The organism is Chromatiales bacterium 21-64-14 (genome assembly GCA_002255365.1).
In the GTDB taxonomy this organism is placed as follows: Bacteria; Pseudomonadota; Gammaproteobacteria; order 21-64-14; family 21-64-14; genus 21-64-14.
In genome coordinates this window covers 1-18,622 of record NCBI01000056.1, presented here as the reverse complement: position 1 = coordinate 18,622, position 18,622 = coordinate 1, and the positions used below count along the sequence as shown (strand labels likewise).

At 65.7% G+C, this 18,622-nt stretch carries 16 protein-coding genes and 1 pseudogene; 7 read left to right on the top strand and 10 right to left on the bottom strand.

From position 1 onward, the window contains the following. Nucleotides 1-170: 170 nt before the first annotated feature. Both B7Z66_14740 and B7Z66_14735 read left to right on the top strand, forming a co-directional pair. Nucleotides 171-461 (top strand): hypothetical protein, encoded by a 291-nt coding sequence (locus B7Z66_14740; GenBank protein OYV74954.1) that lies wholly within the window; start codon nt 171-173, stop codon nt 459-461. Next, on the top strand, nt 458-784 hold the full coding sequence (locus tag B7Z66_14735) for a hypothetical protein (protein OYV74953.1): 327 nt from the start codon (nt 458-460) through the stop codon (nt 782-784). The genes B7Z66_14740 and B7Z66_14735 overlap by 4 nt, the downstream gene beginning before the upstream one ends. Nucleotides 785-999: 215 nt before the next feature. On the opposite strand, the gene B7Z66_14730 is transcribed toward B7Z66_14735, so the two are convergent. After that, nucleotides 1,000-1,953 carry a glycerate dehydrogenase gene (locus tag B7Z66_14730; GenBank protein ID OYV74952.1) on the bottom strand — a complete coding sequence of 318 codons (954 nt, stop codon included), beginning with the start codon at nt 1,951-1,953 and terminating at the stop codon, nt 1,000-1,002. 133 nt (nt 1,954-2,086) lie between these two features. Between B7Z66_14730 and B7Z66_14725 the strand changes: the two genes are divergently transcribed. Further along, on the top strand, nt 2,087-2,554 hold the full coding sequence (locus B7Z66_14725) for a hypothetical protein (protein ID OYV74951.1): 468 nt from the start codon (nt 2,087-2,089) through the stop codon (nt 2,552-2,554). A 289-nt stretch (nt 2,555-2,843) separates the two neighbouring features. After that, nucleotides 2,844-3,569: a phosphoglyceromutase gene (gpmA, locus tag B7Z66_14720; protein OYV74956.1), complete on the top strand. Its 726-nt coding sequence runs from the start codon at nt 2,844-2,846 to the stop codon at nt 3,567-3,569. A gap of 12 nt (nt 3,570-3,581) precedes the next feature. On the opposite strand, the gene B7Z66_14715 is transcribed toward gpmA, so the two are convergent. Next, nucleotides 3,582-5,948 carry a phosphoenolpyruvate synthase gene (locus B7Z66_14715; GenBank protein OYV74950.1) on the bottom strand — a complete coding sequence of 789 codons (2,367 nt, stop codon included), beginning with the start codon at nt 5,946-5,948 and terminating at the stop codon, nt 3,582-3,584. 90 nt (nt 5,949-6,038) lie between these two features. On the opposite strand from B7Z66_14715, the gene B7Z66_14710 reads away from it, so the two are divergent. Further along, nucleotides 6,039-6,863 carry a phosphoenolpyruvate synthase regulatory protein gene (locus tag B7Z66_14710; protein ID OYV74955.1) on the top strand — a complete coding sequence of 275 codons (825 nt, stop codon included), beginning with the start codon at nt 6,039-6,041 and terminating at the stop codon, nt 6,861-6,863. A 47-nt stretch (nt 6,864-6,910) separates the two neighbouring features. On the opposite strand, the pseudogene B7Z66_14705 reads toward B7Z66_14710, so the two are convergent. Beyond that, nucleotides 6,911-8,525, bottom strand: a pseudogene (locus B7Z66_14705) (alpha-D-glucose phosphate-specific phosphoglucomutase). Nucleotides 8,526-8,642: 117 nt separating this feature from the next. On the opposite strand from B7Z66_14705, the gene B7Z66_14700 reads away from it, so the two are divergent. Then, a complete protein-coding gene (locus B7Z66_14700; protein ID OYV74949.1) occupies nt 8,643-9,146 on the top strand; it encodes a hypothetical protein in 504 nt (167 codons plus the stop codon). Between the two features lie 44 nt (nt 9,147-9,190). On the opposite strand, the gene B7Z66_14695 is transcribed toward B7Z66_14700, so the two are convergent. Next, complete coding sequence (locus B7Z66_14695; GenBank protein OYV74948.1) at nt 9,191-11,527, bottom strand: hypothetical protein; 2,337 nt, start codon at nt 11,525-11,527, stop codon at nt 9,191-9,193. Between the two features lie 347 nt (nt 11,528-11,874). Between B7Z66_14695 and B7Z66_14690 the strand changes: the two genes are divergently transcribed. Continuing rightward, nucleotides 11,875-12,318, top strand: a complete 444-nt coding sequence (locus tag B7Z66_14690) for a hypothetical protein (protein OYV74947.1) — start codon at nt 11,875-11,877, stop codon at nt 12,316-12,318. 305 nt (nt 12,319-12,623) lie between these two features. Here B7Z66_14690 and B7Z66_14685 read toward each other — a convergent pair whose 3' ends face one another. The 6 genes from B7Z66_14685 to B7Z66_14660 form a co-directional block, all read right to left on the bottom strand. Then, nucleotides 12,624-13,322 carry a hypothetical protein gene (locus B7Z66_14685; protein OYV74946.1) on the bottom strand — a complete coding sequence of 233 codons (699 nt, stop codon included), beginning with the start codon at nt 13,320-13,322 and terminating at the stop codon, nt 12,624-12,626. Nucleotides 13,323-13,375: 53 nt separating this feature from the next. Beyond that, nucleotides 13,376-14,062, bottom strand: a complete 687-nt coding sequence (locus tag B7Z66_14680; protein ID OYV74945.1) for a glycosyl transferase — start codon at nt 14,060-14,062, stop codon at nt 13,376-13,378. 3 nt (nt 14,063-14,065) lie between these two features. Beyond that, nucleotides 14,066-15,193 (bottom strand): methyltransferase, encoded by a 1,128-nt coding sequence (locus tag B7Z66_14675; GenBank protein ID OYV74944.1) that lies wholly within the window; start codon nt 15,191-15,193, stop codon nt 14,066-14,068. Between the two features lie 69 nt (nt 15,194-15,262). Continuing rightward, entirely contained in the window at nt 15,263-16,225 is a 963-nt protein-coding gene (locus B7Z66_14670; GenBank protein ID OYV74943.1) for a radical SAM protein, read from the bottom strand. 183 nt (nt 16,226-16,408) lie between these two features. Continuing rightward, a complete protein-coding gene (locus tag B7Z66_14665) occupies nt 16,409-17,590 on the bottom strand; it encodes an N-acetylglucosamine-1-phosphate uridyltransferase (protein OYV74942.1) in 1,182 nt (393 codons plus the stop codon). After that, complete coding sequence (locus B7Z66_14660; protein ID OYV74941.1) at nt 17,587-18,333, bottom strand: hypothetical protein; 747 nt, start codon at nt 18,331-18,333, stop codon at nt 17,587-17,589. Before B7Z66_14660 ends, B7Z66_14665 begins: the two co-directional genes overlap by 4 nt. Nucleotides 18,334-18,622 lie beyond the last annotated feature (289 nt).

The window sequence follows — 18,622 nt, the reverse complement described above, 5'->3', positions numbered from 1 at the left end:
GCTCCAGCGACTGGAGCCCTTGGGTCTTGAGGGTCACGATCATCATCCTCCGATGATGCCCAACCCGGCCCCTTCAGGCTCACTTCCCGCTGGAATCGCACCCCTCCTTCAGGCTCATGTGTCATTGGACAAGGCTCGCCCTTGCAGGTGTGTCTGGAGACCGCTTTACTGTGCTGCTGAAACACCGTCCCCGGGTGCGCAGTGGGAGTCTCGGGCGCTTCGATCTGCAACTGTCTGGCCACACCCACGACGGGCAGATCTTCCCGTTCGGCTGGGTGGTGAAGCGGGCGTATCCGGCCCCCCACGGGCTCTCGCAGCTCGCATCCCGTTCTTGGCTCTACCTGAGCAAAGGAACCGGTTGCTGGGGGCCGACAATGCGGGTGCTGGCGCCGCCGGAGATCACGGTATTCGAGTTGGGGCATCCAGAAGGCGTGCCTCTGGACGCCCCGCCGCGGGCGTGACGCTGGCCCCCGGCGCCCGGGTTCTCAGGGTGGCGTCCCGCCTGCCGATGAAGGATGGCACGCCGGACACGTCGTTCGGGGCGCGCGTCGGACGGGTGCAAACGGAGGGCGGGGCGATGCGACGACTTCTCTGGGTGATCCTTGCGCTGGGGTTCGCGGTCCTGTCGGTGGGTTGTTCTAAGTCAGAACCACCCCGCGACGCCGCCAGACAGACGATCTTTCAGGACCAGATCCGGACCTTGGACACGGCCCGTGGAGTGCAGCAGACCCTGGACGCAGCAGATCGGCGCGAGCGCAAGGCGATCGATCAGCAGAGCCGTTGACCCGTAGATCGGCGCGGGGACCGGGCTGGCCCTATGGTTTATTGGGCGATCTAGCGCTCCGGGTGGGGGACCGCGGAGCGCGCTGCGGAATCTGTTCCGCCGGTCAAACATGCGTCACAACGGCGCTACACGAGGCGCCGTCCACGGCGAATCTCGCCATCGTCCCGGACGCTTTATGAGCACTACGGGCTTATATCGCTGGTGTGGTCCTCAGATCAGACTACCCGGTTGCGCGGGTGGCCCGCCTGGAAGGCGTGCAGGTTTGCGGCGATCTCTGTCACGAGCCGTTGGCGGGCCTCACGGCTGGCCCAGGCGATATGGGGTGTAACGATCAGGTTCGGGAGGTCCGCGGCCAGCAAGGGGTGATCGGGTGGCGGCGGTTCGCGGCTCAGTACGTCGATGCCGGCACCGCCCAGATGCCCGCTGCGCAGCGCCGCCGCCAGGGCCGGCTCGTCCACCACCCCGCCCCGGGCGGTGTTGATGAGCAGCGCCCCGGGCTTCATGCGGGCGAGTTCCCGGGGGCCGATCAGTCCACGCGTCTGCGACGTGAGCGGACAGTGCAGGGACAGTACGTCGGCCTCAGCAAGCAGATCTTCCAGGGGGATGCGGCCGGTGCGGGGCGGCTGGCCGGCGCGTTCCGCGACCCGGATCCGCATCCCGTAGGCTTCCCCCAGCCGCGCCACCGCGCGGCCCAGTTCCCCATAACCGACGATGCCCAGGACCCGTGATCGCAGCTCGTGGATGGGCGCCGTCAGGGCGGTGAAGTGCGGGCTGCGGCTCCAGGCGCCGGAGATCACCGTGTGACGGTATTCGAACAACCGCGTGGTCAAAGCCAGCATCAGTGCGAACACGTGCTGGGCCACCGAATCAGTGGCGTATCCCACTACGTTGGATAGCACAATTCCCCGGGACCGGGCCGCGTCCAGGTCCACATGGTCGGTACCGGTGGCGGTCACGCATACTAGGCGTAGGGCGCGCGCGCCCTCCAGCGTCGAGCGGGGCAGGGGGGCCTTGTTGGTGATCACCACCTCAGCGTCCACTACCCGGTCCGGAATCGTCTCGGGAGCGCTGATGCCGTAGAGTCGTAGGCCGGGGAGCGCCGCGTGCAGGGGCCCCAGATCCAGGTCGCCGGTGGTGATGGTGTCCAAATCGAGCAATACGCCACGCATTGGGCGAGTCTGCCGTAATTTGCGGTGTCCTGGAAAGTGTCCCCGCGGTTCGGCGCGCGCGGGTCGTGTATCCTAAGTCCTCCGGGACCGACCCCGGGCTCTATCCGTTCTGTCGCCAATCCAGGAGGTCGCGATGGAGGCTTACCGGAATATTCTGATTGCGCTGGACTTTGCGCCTGGCGCCGACGCGGTCTTGGAACGTGCCCGGGACCTTAGCGAACGTCACGGCGCGCGCCTCGTGCTGTTGCACGTGGTGGAGTACGTGCCGCCCCTGGATCTGGCCTACGATCCCGTGGTGCCCATGGGGGTCGACATCGAGAACCAGCTCGTGGAGCGGGCACAGGCGGAGCTGGAGGGTCGGGTGGCGAGACAAGGCTTGGCGGGGGCCGAGGTCCACGTGGAAGTGGGCTCGCCCAAGCGGGAGATCGTCCACTTCGCGGAGCAGTGCGGCGCGGATTTGATCGTGGTGGGGACCCATGGCCGCCACGGTCTTTCCCTGTTGCTGGGGTCTACCGCCAACGGGGTGTTGCACCATGCCCCGTGCGACGTTCTCGCGGTGCGGATCACCGAGCCATCCTCCGGGGCCCGGGAGCCCGGATAGCGGCGCGTGGCGGGTAGCGGGGAGTCCAGCCACTCCAAGCCCTGGCGCCATGCCCCGCGGGGGTGCGTAAGCCGGGCAGCGCATCCCGGCCGGGCTGCGCTGCCCGGGCGCGTGAACGGAAACCGCCCTTCCGAGGTCCAACGTTTGAGACCAGTGTGGCCGTCGCTGTCGGGCGCGGGATCCGATATACTCCTGTCGCCCTTGCGGGGCCACGCCCCGCGGCCGGTGGTACGCTTTGTGCATCCACCATTTTTGTCGTGACGCAATCCGGGTAGGGGGAACGTTGTCCATCAAGCTGATCCTGTTACGCCATGGCCAGAGCCAGTGGAACCTGGAGCGCCGCTTTACCGGCTGGTCCGATGTGGACCTCACGGACGGCGGTATTCGGGAGGCCCGCGAGGCGGGCCGGCTCCTCAAGGCCTATGGCCACGATTTCGACGTGGCGTATACCTCGGTCCTCAAGCGCGCCATCCGCACCCTGTGGATCGTCCAGGACGCTACCGACCGGATGTGGGTGCCGGTGTCCCTGAGCTGGCGGCTGAACGAGCGGCACTATGGGGCGCTTCAGGGGTTGGATAAGCAGGAGATGGCCCAGAAGCTTGGCGCCGACCAAGTCCACGCGTTGCGCCGCGGCTATGCTACTCAGCCGCCCGCCCTTGGTGACGCCGATCCGCGCCATCCGCGCTTCGACCGGCGCTACGCCCAGGTGGACCCGGCCCTGCTGCCGGCCGCTGAATCGCTGAAGGACACCCTGGACCGGCTGCTGCCCTATTGGGACGGGTCCATCGCCCCGCAACTGCGCGCAGGACACAACGTACTCATCTCGGCCCATGGCAATTCCCTGCGCGCCCTGGTGAAACATCTGAACCAGATCCCGGACGATGAGATCGCCGCTTTCGAGATTCCCACCGGCGTTCCCCTGGTCTACGAGTTCGATCCGGATCTGCGGCCGGTGGCCCACTACTACCTGGTCCCGGGGAGCGAACCCGAGGTGCGCCGCTCCGCGCACAACTGACGAGGCCTCGGCTCAGGTTGGCGGCGTGTCCGCCAAATACAGCCAAGTCTCCACGACAGAATCGGGGTTCAGGGATACGCTGTCGATTCCCTGGTCCATCAGCCAGCGCGCCAAGTCGGGGTGGTCCGACGGGCCCTGTCCGCAGATCCCGACATACTTGCCCGCCTTGCGGCACGCCTCGATGGCGCGTGCCAACAGGGCCTTGACTGCCGGATCCCGTTCGTCGAACAGATTTGCCACCAGGCCGGAATCCCGATCCAGGCCGAGGGTGAGCTGAGTGAGGTCATTGGAGCCGATAGAGAAACCGTCGAAGTGTTCCAGGAACGCCTCTGCCAGTAGGGCATTGGATGGAATCTCGCACATCATGATCACCCGCAGGCCGTCTTCACCGCGCCGCAGTCCGTTGCGCGCCAGCAGTTGCGTGACCGCGCGCGCCTCATCCACGGTGCGCACGAACGGAATCATCACCTCCACGTTGGTGAATCCCAACTCGCCCCGCACCTTGCGCAGGGCCCGGCACTCCAGTTCGAAGCAGTCCTGGAAGCGTTCCGAGACGTAGCGCGACGCCCCGCGGAAACCGAGCATCGGGTTCTCCTCCCGGGGCTCGTAACGCTCGCCCCCGAGCAGGTTGGCATATTCGTTGGATTTGAAATCCGACAAACGCACGATCACCGGTTTCGGCGCGAACGCCGCAGCGAGGGTGGCCACGCCTTCCGCCAGTTTCTCCACGTAGAAACTTACCGGGTCCGCGTATCCGGCCCAGTGGCGCCGGATACGCTCGCGCAGCTCCGCCGGGAGGGTGTCGTACTCCAGCAGCGCCTTGGGATGTACGCCGATGGTGCGGTTGATGATGAATTCCAGCCGCGCCAGGCCCACACCGGCGTTGGGGATCGCGCGAAAATCGAAGGCACGGTCCGGATTCCCCACGTTCATCATGATCTTGAAGGGCAGTTTGGGCATGGTGTCGAGCTGTATGTCACGCACCTCGTAGTCGAGGATGCCATCGTAGACGTGGCCGGTCTCGCCTTCCGCGCAGGAGACGGTGACCGGGCGTCCGGGCGGAATCGCGTCGGTGGCGTTGCCGACCCCCACCACTGCGGGGATGCCCAACTCCCGGGCCACGATCGCGGCGTGGCAGGTGCGTCCGCCGCGGTTGGTCACGATGGCGGCGGCGCGTTTCATCACCGGCTCCCAGTCTGGATCGGTCATGTCGGTGACCAGCACGTCGCCGGCCTGCACCTGATTCATCTGGCGTGCGCTCTGGATCACCCGGGCCGCGCCGGCGCCGATTCCTTGCCCGACGCTGCGCCCGGTGGCGAGCACCGGCGCGTGGCCCTTGAGGGCGTAACGTCGCAGGCGCAGCGCCGAGGCGCGGCTCTTCACGGTTTCGGGTCGCGCCTGGAGGATATAGAGTTTGCCGTCCACTCCATCTTTGCCCCACTCGATATCCATGGGACGCCGGTAGTGGTCCTCGATCGCCATGGCTTGGCGCGCCAACTCGCGTACCTCGTCGTCCTGGAGGCAGAATCGCAGCCGTTCGGGTTCGGGGACCGCTATCGTCTTGACTTGCCGCGGCGCGGCGGGATCCTTTTCATAGACCATCTTGATGGCCTTTTCCCCTAGGCTGCGGCGCACTACGCCGGAGCGGCCCTGGGCAAGGGTCGGCTTATGGACGTAGAACTCGTCCGGGTTCACTGCCCCTTGCACGACGGTTTCCCCTAAGCCGTAGGCGGCGGTGATGAACACTACGTCCTGGAAGCCGGACTCGGTGTCCAGGGTGAACATCACGCCACTGGCGCCCAGATCGCTACGCACCATGCGTTGCACGCCGGCCGATAGGGCGACCTCGGCGTGCGCGTAGCCGTGGTGGACCCGATAGGCGATGGCGCGGTCGTTGTACAGGGACGCGAACACCTCCCGCACCCCGCGCAGCACAGCCTCTTCGCCGAGGACGTTGAGCAGGGTCTCCTGTTGACCGGCGAAGGAGGCGTCGGGGAGGTCTTCGGCGGTGGCCGAGGAACGCACCGCGACTGCGGCCGCGCCGCCGTCCAGTTCCCGGTAAGCGCTGCGGATTGCCTGGGCCAGGGCCAAGGGCAGCGCGGTGTCCAGGATCCAGGCGCGGATCTCGGCACCGGTGCGCGACAGGGTGTCCACGTCGGTCACGTCCAGCGCGGCGAGGCGCGCTGCGATGCGCACGCCCAATCCGTCCTGGGCAAGAAACTCCCGGTAGGCGTCTGCGGTGGTTGCGAAGCCCGGCGGTACGCTGACGTTGGCCACGGCCAGGTTTTGCACCATCTCACCGAGGGAGGCGTTCTTCCCGCCCACCTGAGCCACGTCGTCCATCCCGATGGAGGAGAACCAACGCACGTAATCGGCCATCTCGGCCTCCCTTGCTTGCGTGGAGCGGGCCAAACTGGTACACAGGAGGGGCCATACGTTTGCCCTTTATTCCCGCCGCCCGTGATCGCCATGGACCAGGAACGTACCGTATTCTTTGTTTCCGACCGCACCGGCATCACTGCGGAGACCCTGGGCAATACCCTGCTGACCCAGTTTGACTCGCTGCATTTTCAGCGCATTACGCTGCCATTCGTCGATACCCAGGAACATGCTCGGGAGGCGCGCGCCCGGATCGACGCGCAGCGTGCGCAGACGGGGGTGCGTCCGCTGGTCTTCAGCACCCTGGTGGACCCCGATGTGCGTGCTATCGTAGCCCATTGCGATGGTGTGTTCCTCGATTTTTTCGACGCCTTTGTGCGTCCCGTGGAACAGGAACTCGGGCTGGCGTCATCCAGGACGCTGGGTCGTTCCCACGGCCTGGTTGACCCGGCGGGTTACGACGTCCGGATGGATACCGTCAATTTTTCTCTGGGGACCGACGACGGGCTTGCAGTTTCCCGCTACGCGAAGGCGGACATCATCCTGCTCGGGGTTTCCCGCTCCGGGAAGACGCCCACCTGCCTGTATCTGGCCTTGCAGTTCGGGATCCGCGCTGCCAACTACCCGCTCACGGATGAAGACCTGGAGCCGGGCTGCTTGCCCGCTTTGCTCGAATCCCACCGTCCGCGCCTCTATGGGCTTACCATCGATCCCGAACGCCTGCAGACGATCCGCGCGGCGCGCCGCCCCGGGGGCCGCTACGCGTCCGCGGTCCAGTGCCGCGACGAGGTCCGCAAGGCGGAAGCCCTGTTCCGGGAACAGGGGATCCGGTTCCTGAATACCACTCACTTGTCTATCGAAGAGATCACCACCACGATTCTGCATCAGTGTAAGCTGGCGCGGCGTCTATACTGAAACGCGACGCACCGACCGTCGGATGTTGCGCAGCGTTCGCAGGCCGCTCAGGTGATGACCGTCGGTGCGGCACGGCCGGTGCGGGCGCGGATCCCGGCGAGTTCGTCCGCCACGGCGATCAATTCCGCGAGGGTCTTTTGGGTGTCCCGGTTGTGGTGCGCGGGATCTGCCTCGTAGCGTTCCAGATATACGCGCAGCGTGGCCCCTTCGGTACCGGTACCTGACAAGCGAAACACCAGCCGTGCACCGTCATCGAAGCCGATGCACGGCGTGGTCCACGGGGTCGGTGTAGGCGAAGTCATCGCTGTAGCTCACGGTGCGCTCTCCGTAGCGCTTCCCGGGCAGCGTATCCAGTCGACTACGCAACTGCGCGATCAGTTCTTCGGCGGGCGCCGGCTCCAAGTTCTCGTAGTCGTGGCGGCTGTAGTAGTTGCGCCCGTAGCTGCGCCAGTGATCGTGCAGGATCTTTTCCACGGGTTGATGTTTGATGGCCAGGAGATTGAGCCAGAACAGCACGGACCAGAGGCCGTCCTTCTCCCGCACGTGGTCGGACCCGGTCCCGAAGCTCTCTTCGCCGCACAAGGTGACCCGGCCCGCATCCAGCAGGTTACCGAAGAATTTCCAACCGGTGGGGGTCTCGTAGCAATCGATGCCCTGGGCTGCGGCTACCCGGTCCACCGCCTGGCTGGTGGGCATGGAGCGGGCCACGCCGCTTAGGCCGAGTCGGTAGCCGGGTACCAGATGGGCATTGGCGGCGAGTATTGCCAAGCTGTCGCTGGGGGTCACGAAGCAGCGCCGCCCGAGGATCATGTTGCGGTCGCCATCCCCGTCGGACGCCGCGCCGAAATCGGGTGCATCCGGCGCGAAGAGCGCATCCACCAACTCGTGGGCGTGGACCAGGTTCGGATCCGGATGCCCACCGCCGAAGTCTTCCAGGGGTTTGCCGTGCACCACGGTGCCGGGCTGTGCTCCGAGGCGTTGTTCGAGTAGGGCGTGCGCGTAGGGCCCGGTCACTGCGTGCAGGGCGTCGTAGCACATGCGGAACAGGCCGGAGTTAAACAGTGCATGGATACGGTCGAAGTCGAAGATGTGCTCCATGAGCTGCGCGTAATCCGCCACGGGGTCGACAATCTCGACCCGCAGGTCACCCACGGAGACGCTACCGAGTCGGTCCAGTGGAACCAGGGGCGCGTCCAGGATCCGGTATTCGCGGATGGCGCGGGTTTGCCGGTAGACCGCCTCGGTTACAGATTCTGGTGCGGGACCGCCGTTGGCGGTATTGTATTTGATGCCGAAATCGCCCTGCGGTCCGCCCGGGTTGTGACTGGCGGTCAGGAGGATTCCTCCCGCTGCCTTGTGCTTGCGGATCACACACGAAACCGCAGGGGTGGACAGTATGCCCTTGCGTCCCACCAGTACGCGGCCGACCCCGTTGGCCGCCGCCATGCGCAGAATCGTCTGGATGGCCTGCGTGTTGTAATAACGTCCGTCCCCACCCAGCACCAAGGTCGCGCCGTTGATTCCGTCCACCACATCGAAGATGGACTGCACAAAGTTTTCCAGGTAATGCGGCTGTTGGAATACCGCGACTTTCTTGCGCAACCCGGAGGTTCCGGGCCGCTGATCATTGAACGGTGTCGTCGGTACCGTGCGCGCATTCATGTTGTAGTCCCGGTGGAACGTCGTTCGTAATTCGGCGTAAGCATCTTTGCGGCGGGTGGCTAAATCGCGAGCCGTGACTGCCGCTAATATATCGAGTGCTTATGATATGATGATCCGATGTTAGAACGGCGTTGGCAATACATCGCGGGTGGATATCCGAGACGCAGCTTCGCCGGGCTGATGGCCCTGTATGAGACCAACTACGCCCGTTTGCAAAAGCTCGTTCCTCATCTGCATACGATCCGCGGGCCCGAGGCGGCGTCCAGCGCGGGTGCGCTTGATCTGTACTTGGAAGTGCTGGATCGTGCCCGGTACACGACGACCCTCTCATTGACCTACTACTTCCGTCATGACGGGGAATCCGTGGCCGAACCCGATGCCCGGATTCGAATCTATCACGACGCCCGCATGGCGGAGGTCCTCGGATGTCGCGATCACCGGACGGGGGTGCGGGCCGGTGGTGTCGCAGGGTCCGCTGGCTTGATGCTGGCCCGGCGCTGGGAGGTCAACCTCTTCCTGGAGAAGTGGCTGAACTACTGTCTGCGCCAGGATTACGATTTTCGCCCCACTCCCCGTCTCCTCCCCGGTGCGGCGGAGCTGGAACTCCTCGACGGCGCCTGAGCCGGAATCTGCAGGCACATGCCGCCACCGGGCGCATATGGTTGTTACAGCGTTCGTTCCAGCTTGAATTTCCGGCTTGCCTGATAAATTGCGTGCTCCGGCCCGCTGGTGAACTGCTCCGCCAGTGCATCGTAGGCCGCGCGCGCCCATACGGTGTCGCGGAACACGTCCAGGATCCCCTCCGCCCAACGCAGCCGCTGCGCGGGATCCTGGAGCCGATGGCCGCCGGCCTCATAGATCTGGCGTACGATCTCGTCCGAAACTTGATTGGAAAGCAGCCGCATCGCGAGTTGCACGAAGGCAGCGGCGGTGTCGCAGGTGTCGGCGGCCTTTTGGTAGAACTGTTCCGCACGCCCAGTATCGCCCATGCGCATCGCCAAAAACCCGAGGTGCGCGAAGGCGAAGTGGTCCGCAGCGCGGGACTCGGCCTTGTCCAGCAACCGGGCGGCCCACTGGGTGTCAGTCAAGTCCTCCTGGACCACGGCCGCCAGCTTGCTGTAGTCATAGGGGGATTTCGTGTCTGCCGCGTCCACAGCGGTCTCGTGGTCCTGGTAGTAGCGGCGCGCGAGTTCGCCGCCGTTCGTGGCGGCAGACAGATCCCGCGCCGCGCAGTGTGCCACCTGGTGCAGGCACGAGAAGGTAGTGCATTGTTCCGCCGCTTGGTCCAGCAGCCGCCGTATCCAGGCATGGTCGCTCAGGTGGCGGTCGATGGCGAGGATCAGGTCACGGGAGCGGTTGAAATCGAAGCTCTGCTCCTGGAGCAGAGCCGCGGCGGATGAGAGTAACTTGCGGGCGTAGTAGGGGTCCTCCAAACGGGCCATGACCCCGTCCACCAGGATCAGATACTTCTTCAGGGTGTCGGCGCCGTCCTCGCGTTTTTGGAATTCCTCGTAGATCGTCTGATTGGCGTCGCGCTTCTGGAGCTTTTCGACGATACGCGCGTTCCAGGCGGCGTCGTCTGCAAAGTATTTCTGCACCGCCGCGGCCACGGCGCGCAACTCCTCCAGGCTGGTCACCCGTTCCTCGGCGGCGCCCACCAGCCGGATAGCGGACTCCCGGTCGTTCAGCGATGCCATGCCGCGGTCGGCCAGCTCAAGCAGATCGGTGCTCGAACCGGCGCGCTGTTCCGCACGTTCCATGATGGCGCGCACCAGTTGCGGGTCGGAGAGCTGCTGCTGCACGCTGTCCAGTAGTTTCATGTAGCCCTGGAAGTCGCCCGCCTCATCGAGCGCTTTGCGGTAGATAGTGACGGCACGGGACTGGTCCCCCAGGGTGCGCATCACCTCGCCGGCCAGGGAGATCAGATCGGCGGTGGAGGACAGGCGCGTCTCCAGCCGCTGGTAGATCTGCGCGGTCAAGTCTTTGTCACGCAGGTCGTCGCATACCGACCCGGCGAGTTTCAGCAGGTCGGCGGTATTGGTGAGTTTGCCTTCGGCCTTTTCGTAGACCTTCTTTGCCAGGACCGTGTCGCCGAGTTCGCTGGCCACGGTGCGTGCCAAACCCAGCAGCTCGGAACCAGTGGCGATCTCCCCCAGCGCCTTCTCGTAGGCGGCGGAGGCGGCTTCCTTGTCCTGCAGCAGCGACCAGTAGCCACGCGCGAGTTCCACGTTTTCCTCGCCTGTCATCGCGAACTCCGCGGCTTGTTCCATCAAGCCCGTCACCTTCGGGGCGTCGTCCAGGAGTTCCTTGTACCCGCGTGCGAGCTCCACGAATTCCTTGGTGAACTGGCAGTCGGTCTCCGCGTCGTCGAGGATCTGGCGCGCCCAGTCCCGGTCCTCGAACAGTTCCAGTACACCCTTCGCGTAAGTGACGGTCGCAGCCACGTCGCCGCAGAACCGCGCCGCCTTCTTGTACAGCGTGCGCGCGGTATCCGGGTCGTTCTGCTCCCGGATCACGGTCTGGGCCAGCTTGTGGAAATCGTCCAGCCCCTTGCAGGCGCCCTCGACCTTTGCGAGCAGCTCCTTCGCCAGCGTGTCGTCGTTCAGATCCTGCTTGGCGTATCTCGCCAGGGTAAGGAACTCGGCCAGTTCCTTGGACTCCTCCGCGGCCTTGGTGAACAGTTCGCGCGCCTTGTCGTGGTCCGCGAGCGTGACCGCCAGGCTGTGGCCGAGCAGTGCGAACTCCTTGGCCTCGAAACAGGCTTCTTCCGCCTGCTGAAACAGATCGCGGGCATATTCCGGGTCCCCGAGGCCGGTGGCATGGACCTCCGCCACCCGGACATAGTCCGCGGGGAACTGGCACTGCATCTCCGCCTGAGTGAGGAGTTCCCGGGCGTAGTCCGGGTCCGCTGGATCCGCGAGGGCCTCCTGCGCCAACGCCACATAGTCTTCCGCGCTGCTGCACTGGGCCGCCCGGGGTTCCAAGGTTTCTCGGTTCGCCATGCTCCGCTCCGTTTGTTTCGGGATTCGATACGCCCCAACGGGGCCCGGATCATCGGAATTTGTTGCGTTGGTGGATTTCGATCTGTCTTTGAACTAGACCCCGTGAGGGGAGAAAGACGGCCAGTCTAGCATAAGGTGGTCCAGAGCCTTGCCTGGGTTGGCGGATACTATCAATTGAATTTATTAAGGAATCGTAAAATGTGATGGGCCTGTGCGGGGCCTCGGTGCCCCGGTAAAACTTGATTGAATTAGTCAACTAATGCTAGGCTCTTGTGTAGGATCTTCCGCGGGACGAAAATCCAGTAGTAGACGCGTTTCCTCCACGCCATACCGAAAGGGCCCCTGTCATGAGACTCTCCACCAAAGGACGACACGCGGTGACCGCCATGCTGGATCTGGCGGTGCGCCAGGAGGACGGACCGGTCACCCTGGCCGAGATCGCTCGGATTCAGGGCATCTCGCTGTCGTATCTGGAGCAACTGTTCGCGCGCCTGCGCCGCATAGGTCTGGTGGAAGGGGTCCGCGGACCGGGAGGTGGCTATCGCCTAGCCCAACCGCTCCACGCTATTACCTTTGCGCAGATCATCGCGGCGGTGGACGAGAACGCCACTGCCGACGGTGAACCGGCGTGCTCCGCCGAGGACCCCGGCGCGGTTCCCCAGGCGCTGTGGGCCACTTTGAGCCAGGAGATCTACGGCTTTCTGGATGGCATTTCTCTGGAGGCGTTTCTGCAGCGCCCGGATGTGCGCCAGCGGGTAACCGATCGGCAGTCCGGCCGTTCCGCCGCCTAGGCGTCTGTTGGACTTAGGACTGATCTACTGCGCCGGTGGGAGAGCGGTCCATTTTTCCGATCCTTTTCGTCCAATAGCGATGGCTATTCTCCTCAAACGATCGAAAAACTGTCCTCACTCTCCCACCTTGCTCGCTACGATCGCCTAAGTCCGACAGGCTCCTAGCCTGCAGTTCGCATCAGGTATGCGCCGCAGGGGGCGCAGCAATACACCGCCCCGGGCCTTGCGGCGAGTGCGAGTGCATGGATAAGCGCGCCAGGCATAGAGCGCAACACGGGGCTGGTGAGCAGTCCGAGCTGGTCCGGCTAACCGTCTCCTTGGTCAGGAAATCCGCAGGGTTCCCAGAGCCCATGGAGCAGCCCGCGTAACGCCGGATCCGCCGCCAGGCGCTGCAAGTCCGGGTGGCGGTCGATATCCCACCGGGTCGGCAGTTCGTCACCGCGCAGTCCGTTGTCCGCGATGCGCTGACGGGTGATTGCAAGGACTTGGTCGGTCCCCCAGGGTACGTCATCGAATAGCCTGCGTACCGAATCCGGTCCCAGGGATGCCACCCCCACCAGCACATAACCCCCGTCTTCCGCCGGACTGAGCACCACTTGGGCGCCGCCGCGCAGGGCGTCCCGTCCCTGGCGCAGATCTTCCGGGGACAGTGCCGGGCAATCGGTCCCGATCAGCAGTGCGCCACTGGTGCCGGTGGCGAGGGCGGTCTGCAGGGCATGGGCCATGCGCGTGCCCAGATCCGCGCCCTGTTGCGGGTGCAGGCTGATGGAGGGATAGGCCTCCCGGCACTCGTCGAAGAACTGGTGTTCCAGGTCCGGGCTACACCAGAGTTGGACCGGTCCGATGTCGGCGTCCAGTGCGCGGCGCACGGCCGCGTGTGTCAGCCGGCGTTGCAGGTCCGCAGCGCCGGTCGCGCCGAGCGCGGGGATCAGGCGGGTTTTGGCTAGGCCCGGCACCGGGGCTTTTGCGAACACCAGGATGGGGCAGCGCGGCTCAGGCACAATCGGCTTCCGAAGGCCTCAGCGCACGCGCCGGCAGGGCGTCCGGCATGCCGCGATCAGCCGTTTGGATGATAACCGCGTACCAATTGGCGGGGGTCGGTTCCGAGGGCGTAGGCCAGGCGCCGCCACCACATCCCCAATACGGTGCGTACCACGCCCTGCTGCTCCCAACGCCGGCTCGAGGTCACCACCCGCTCGTGCAGGCACAGCGGTGGCCCGCGGCGTTTCAGCCGGCGGCTGAGATCCACGTCCTCCATGAGCGGTTGCTCGACGTAGCCCCCCAGCTCCAGGAAGGTGTCGCGGCGCACGAACAGGGCCTGATCGCCGGTGGCGATGCCGGTCCACCGGGAACGCAGGTTCATCAGGCACCCGATGAGCCGGAACACGGGAGCCGTGCCGGACAGACGCACGTCAAACCGCCCCCAGAGCCGTGCCGAGCGCACAAGGCCCGCAAGCAGGATCTGGTCCGCGTCGGGTGGCAGCCGGGTGTCTGCGTGGAGGAACAGCAGCACCGAACCGGTGGCGACGCGTGCCCCTGCGTTCATCTGGAGCGCGCGCCCGGCGGGGCTCCGCAACACATGATCTGCGAGTGGACGCGCCCGGACCGCGGTGTCGTCGTGGCTGTCCCCGTCGACCACGATCACTTCATGGCCGGCCTGGCGCCACTGCGCCAGGCCGGCCAGGGATTCGGCGATGATCGCCGATTCATCGCGCGCCGGTACGATGATGGAGATGCGCTCCACGGTTTAGCAGCAGCGGCCCGCAGTTTCACCGCCAGCCGAATGGGCGGCGCCCTTGGACTCGGCCGCGGGGCGCCGCGTGCCCGGCGGCGCGCACCAGGATACCGGCGGGTCGCGGGGCGTGACGGGCGGGATGCCGATGAAGTCGTCACGCAGCGGCCCGGTCGTGAGGAAACGGTAGGTGCGCGCGCAGACTGCCATGCGTTCGCCGCGTGGAAACACGTGTCCTTCGTCGTCGGTGATGCTGGCATAGGGGCCCCGGTAGAGGACCGCATGTCCGTGATCCAAGCACGCTGTGCCGTCGCCCTTCACCGCCGTCAGGGTGACTGAGCGGAACTCGATGCCTTCCACTACCTGCCAGGGGGCGCCATCCCATTGCTCATAGCGCACGGCCAGAAAGCCCGCGTCGGCGAATGCCTGCAGGAAACCGTGCTCCGAGTACGCGCCGGAGATGCATCCACTCCACAACTCCGGATCTTGCTTGAGGTGTTCGGGGACCGGTTCATCGCTGACGATGTCGGAGACCGCCACGCGCCCGCCGGGGCGCAGTACACGGTGGATCTCGCGGATCAGCGCCTCCTTGTCCTGCTCCCGGACCAGATTGAGCACGCAGCTCGACACCACCAGGTCCACGGATAGGTCCGCGATCAGCGGTGCGTTGCGGCGCTGTTCCTCCTGCCATGCCAACAGCCGGTCATGGTCGGCTGCGCTGCGCACCGGATGGTGTTCGAGATACGTGTCCAGCGCCTCCAGGTCCTGGGCCAGGTCCTGGATCCTGCCCTTCACGAAACGGACCCGGTCCCCGCCCAGCTTGTGCGCCATTTCCGGCTGATATTTGCGGGCCAGGGACAGCATGTCGTCGTTCATATCCACGCCGATCACCTGCCCGGTCGTTCCTACCAATTGGGCGGCCAGGTAGCAGATCTTCCCCGCGCCGCTGCCCAAATCGAGCACCACGTCGCCCGCGCGCACGTGACGGGAAGGGTCCCCGCAGCCGTAGTCCTTCTCGATGATCTCCCGCGGGAGCAGGGCCAGCCTACCGGGATCGTAGTCTTGGGCCGGACAGCACAGGGCCGGTTCCTTTTTCCGTGCCGCGTTGGAATAACGCTCCCGCACGCTAGACTGAACATCCATTGCCGCTTGCCTCCGGATCTTCGATTTGGATGAAATGGCAGGGCCTGCGCAGGCGCGCCGCTGGGGGGGTCAGGACAGGGCGCCGCCGCAACTGGAACCCTGGCCCGCGGTGCAGCCGAAGCAATGGTCGCGTACCACGATGGGGTTGCCCATCAGGTCACGACCCATCAACTCCCGCAGGTGCGGCCGCGGCTTGCCGCCCACCCGCAGCGGCAGACCCAGCATCTGGTTGAAGTCACAATCGTATACGTAGCCTTGCCAATCCACGCTGAGCAGGGAACGACACATCACCCCGTCCAGATTGTGGTCCTGGTAGGCGCTGCGCAGCAGCGCCATGTAGTCCTCGAACTGGCCTTTGGAGACCAGGGTGCTGCCGAAGCGGTGGATCGGCATGTTGGCCAGGGTGTAGAGACGGTTAAAGACCAAGCCGTGGTGCTCCATCAGGTATCGCTTGTAGTCCTGCTCCAAGGCGCATTGGGGTGGTGGCAGCTCCGTCCCCTGGGGGTTGTATACCAAGTTGAGGGTCAAACCGGTATCCGGTTGACCATAGCCGACGTCATTGAGCTGGCGGATGGCGCGCATGCTCTTCGCGTAGACGCCCTTGCCGCGCTGGCGCTCCACATTGGCCTCGAGATAGCAGGGGAGCGACGCGATGATTTCCACGCCTTGCGTCGCCAGGAACTCTGCCAAGTGCTCTTGGCCTGGCTCCTCCAAAATGGTGAGGTTACAGCGATCCGTGACCCGGACCCCGCGTGCGCGTGCCTGCTCCACCAAGTAGCGGAAGTGGGGGTTGAGTTCCGGCGCGCCGCCGGTGATGTCGAGGGTCTGGAGTTCCGCGCGGTCGAGATAGCACAGCACCTGCTCCACGGTTTGTCGATCCATCTCCTCGGTGCGGTTGGGGCCCGCGTTGACGTGGCAGTGCACGCAGGACTGATTGCAGCGATATCCGAGGTTGACCTGCAGGGTTTCGACGCGCCGCCGGGACAGTGGCGGAAAAACGGTATTCTCAAGCAGAGGCAGAGTCGCGTGCATTCGGTGGCTCCGTTGGTGGCATCGGCAGGCGGTGACGGTGTTGCGACGGGCGGCTTCGTCAACCGTTGTAGTCGTCCTCGGCGAGCGGTTCTTACACCCGCGCACCCGCCCCGCACAATGGCGATATTTCTGGAATTATACCGGGCCCGGGCCGCAACGGGGACGCTAGGTCGCAGCACGGTCTCACGGGGCCAAGGGCAGCTGGTCCAGGTTCGCGCGCGGGGGGCGGGCCGGCAAGGCCGGTGCGATCCGGGCCAGCACCCGCTGTGCGGTGGCGCGGAAGGCGGTGAGTTTGCCGCCGTAGACTGAAAGCACCCGCGGATCGCGGGCCCGGTCGGTCTGGAGCCGGACGTCCCGGGCCCGTCGGAAGGGACGATCCGCGTCCTCCGCCAGCACCCGGAGACCCGCGAACCCGTCCAGGATCTGCACCCTGTCCGGTTGCCGGAACGCCGGAAAATAGTGGGCCAGGGCTTCCAGCAGGTAGCTCCGTTCTACCTCCAAGGGATGCACCTGGCCGGGATCGCCCTGGTAGGGATGTTCTGTAGTGCCGAGGAGGAGGTGCGTCTGCCAGGGCATCGCAAATATCCCACGCTGGTCGCGGGGCGATTCCAGGTAGTATATACCTTGACACAAGCGCCCCTCCAGGATCAGGTGGGTACCCTGGATCAGGGCCACCGGCAGGGGCGCGATCGCGGGCCGCACCGCGGCGAGGACGCGCTCCACCCAGGGCCCCGCCGCGTTGACCAGGACCCGTGCGCGGCAGCTGTGCTCGGTGCTGCCGGCGTGGTAGGCGATGTCGCTACCGTCGCGATCCAGTTCGGCACCGGTGAAGCGGGCGGGCATGCGGAGTTCCGCGCCGAGGCGTTGGGCGGAGGACATGACCGCCCGGGTGAGGGCCGCATCGTCGGTCTGTGCGTCCCAGTACCGGAACACCGCGCGCAGGCCCCGGGTCTCCAGGCCGTCCAGTTGATCCCACAGGCGCCGGGGCAGGCCGCGGAAGCGCGCATCGTGTCCCATCCCGGCGAGTACCGCGTAGGCCGTGAGCCCCGCGCGCAGCTGCCAGGAACGGCGCGCGGTTTCCCGGTAGACCGGCAGGTGGAACGCTACGCGGTGCACCAGATCCGGGGCCAGGCGCAGCAGAGCGGCGCGTTCCCGCAGACATTCCCGCACCAGGGAGAACTGTGCGGTTTCCAGGTAACGCAGCCCGCCGTGGATCAGCTTGCTGGAACGGCTCGAGGTTCCAGCCGCGAGCGACGATTGTTCCAGCACCAGGACCGAGTGGCCGGCCGCCGCAACCGCCTGCGCGATGCCCGCGCCATGGATACCTCCCCCCACTACCACCACGTCGTAAGCGTCCGCGCTCATGGATCCAGGCGCAGCGACGGATGCGCCAGCAATTCGCCCACGTCCATGGTCTCGATCAGATGCGCGCCGCGCGCTGCCAGGTCCAGCGCCAGGGTGGCGTCGGTGATCTCGTACACCGCCCAGCGCCACGGCCCGGGCCAGAACGGGTCGTCGGCCGCCAGAGCGTCCCGGTAGTCGCAAAATAGATAGTCCGGCGCCAGCCGCCGCGCCCGCGCCGCATGCGCTGCGTCCAGGCCTTCCAGGACCCAACCCACCGCCGGCGCCCCCAGGTCGCGCGCGCATTGCACCGCCGGCACCGCGAATGATATGGGTACACAGCGTTTCAGCAGTGGCTCTAATATCTGCAGCACGGCTTCCACGGTGCGCACGGTGCCGAAGTGCGCGAGGCTTTCTTCCTTCAGTTCCACGAAGGCGGTGGCGGCGGGCCAGTCCGCGAGCAGTTCCATCGCTTCGGCGAGCGTCGGGATTGGTTCATGCGCGAATCGAGCCCCGAACCGGTACGGCTCACCAGCGCCCAGGGTGCTGAGTTCCGCCCGGCTGAGATTCATGACCTGCCCGCCTTGTCCCGTGGTCCGCGCCAAGTCCCCATCGTGCAGCAGCACGGGGATCCCGTCCCGGGACAGTTGCACGTCGAATTCCACGAAGCGCGCGCCAGCGCCCAGCGCCGCCTCCAGGGCCAGCAGGGTATTTTCCGGGTAGCGCGTCGCGTAGCCCCGATGGGCGATCAAAGCCGGGACGGGCATGGGAGCCTTCGGTAGTGGCGGGCGGGGGCGTGGATCAAGGGTCGGAAACCCACTGGCGTTTTCCCGGAAACTCGCGGCAGTTTAGCATCGATTGTATCCGTACCGCCGGCGGATGGCCCGGTCCACGGCGGGCACTGGGCGCAGCAGGCCGGTGACTTCTACGTCGGTCCGGCCGTCTGTTTCCGGGCAAGATAATGAGTAGACAGTCCACTCCCGTCGGGGAGGGTTTCGGTGGAGGCATTTGGGTCCTGGCGAGCCTCCGTACCACCATGCACATATACTATAATTT

What these genes read in the sequence shown, in the direction of transcription:
- B7Z66_14660 (OYV74941.1), bottom strand. Translation starts at nt 18,333, where the DNA reads ATGCCCGTCCCGGCTTTGATCGCCCATCGGGGCTACGCGACGCGCTAC.
- B7Z66_14695 (OYV74948.1), bottom strand. Translation starts at nt 11,527, where the DNA reads ATGGCGAACCGAGAAACCTTGGAACCCCGGGCGGCCCAGTGCAGCAGC.
- B7Z66_14690 (OYV74947.1), top strand. Translation starts at nt 11,875, where the DNA reads ATGAGACTCTCCACCAAAGGACGACACGCGGTGACCGCCATGCTGGAT.
- B7Z66_14700 (OYV74949.1), top strand. Translation starts at nt 8,643, where the DNA reads ATGTTAGAACGGCGTTGGCAATACATCGCGGGTGGATATCCGAGACGC.
- B7Z66_14710 (OYV74955.1), top strand. Translation starts at nt 6,039, where the DNA reads ATGGACCAGGAACGTACCGTATTCTTTGTTTCCGACCGCACCGGCATC.
- B7Z66_14675 (OYV74944.1), bottom strand. Translation starts at nt 15,193, where the DNA reads ATGGATGTTCAGTCTAGCGTGCGGGAGCGTTATTCCAACGCGGCACGG.
- B7Z66_14715 (OYV74950.1), bottom strand. Translation starts at nt 5,948, where the DNA reads ATGGCCGATTACGTGCGTTGGTTCTCCTCCATCGGGATGGACGACGTG.
- B7Z66_14730 (OYV74952.1), bottom strand. Translation starts at nt 1,953, where the DNA reads ATGCGTGGCGTATTGCTCGATTTGGACACCATCACCACCGGCGACCTG.
- B7Z66_14670 (OYV74943.1), bottom strand. Translation starts at nt 16,225, where the DNA reads ATGCACGCGACTCTGCCTCTGCTTGAGAATACCGTTTTTCCGCCACTG.
- B7Z66_14725 (OYV74951.1), top strand. Translation starts at nt 2,087, where the DNA reads ATGGAGGCTTACCGGAATATTCTGATTGCGCTGGACTTTGCGCCTGGC.
- B7Z66_14665 (OYV74942.1), bottom strand. Translation starts at nt 17,590, where the DNA reads ATGAGCGCGGACGCTTACGACGTGGTGGTAGTGGGGGGAGGTATCCAT.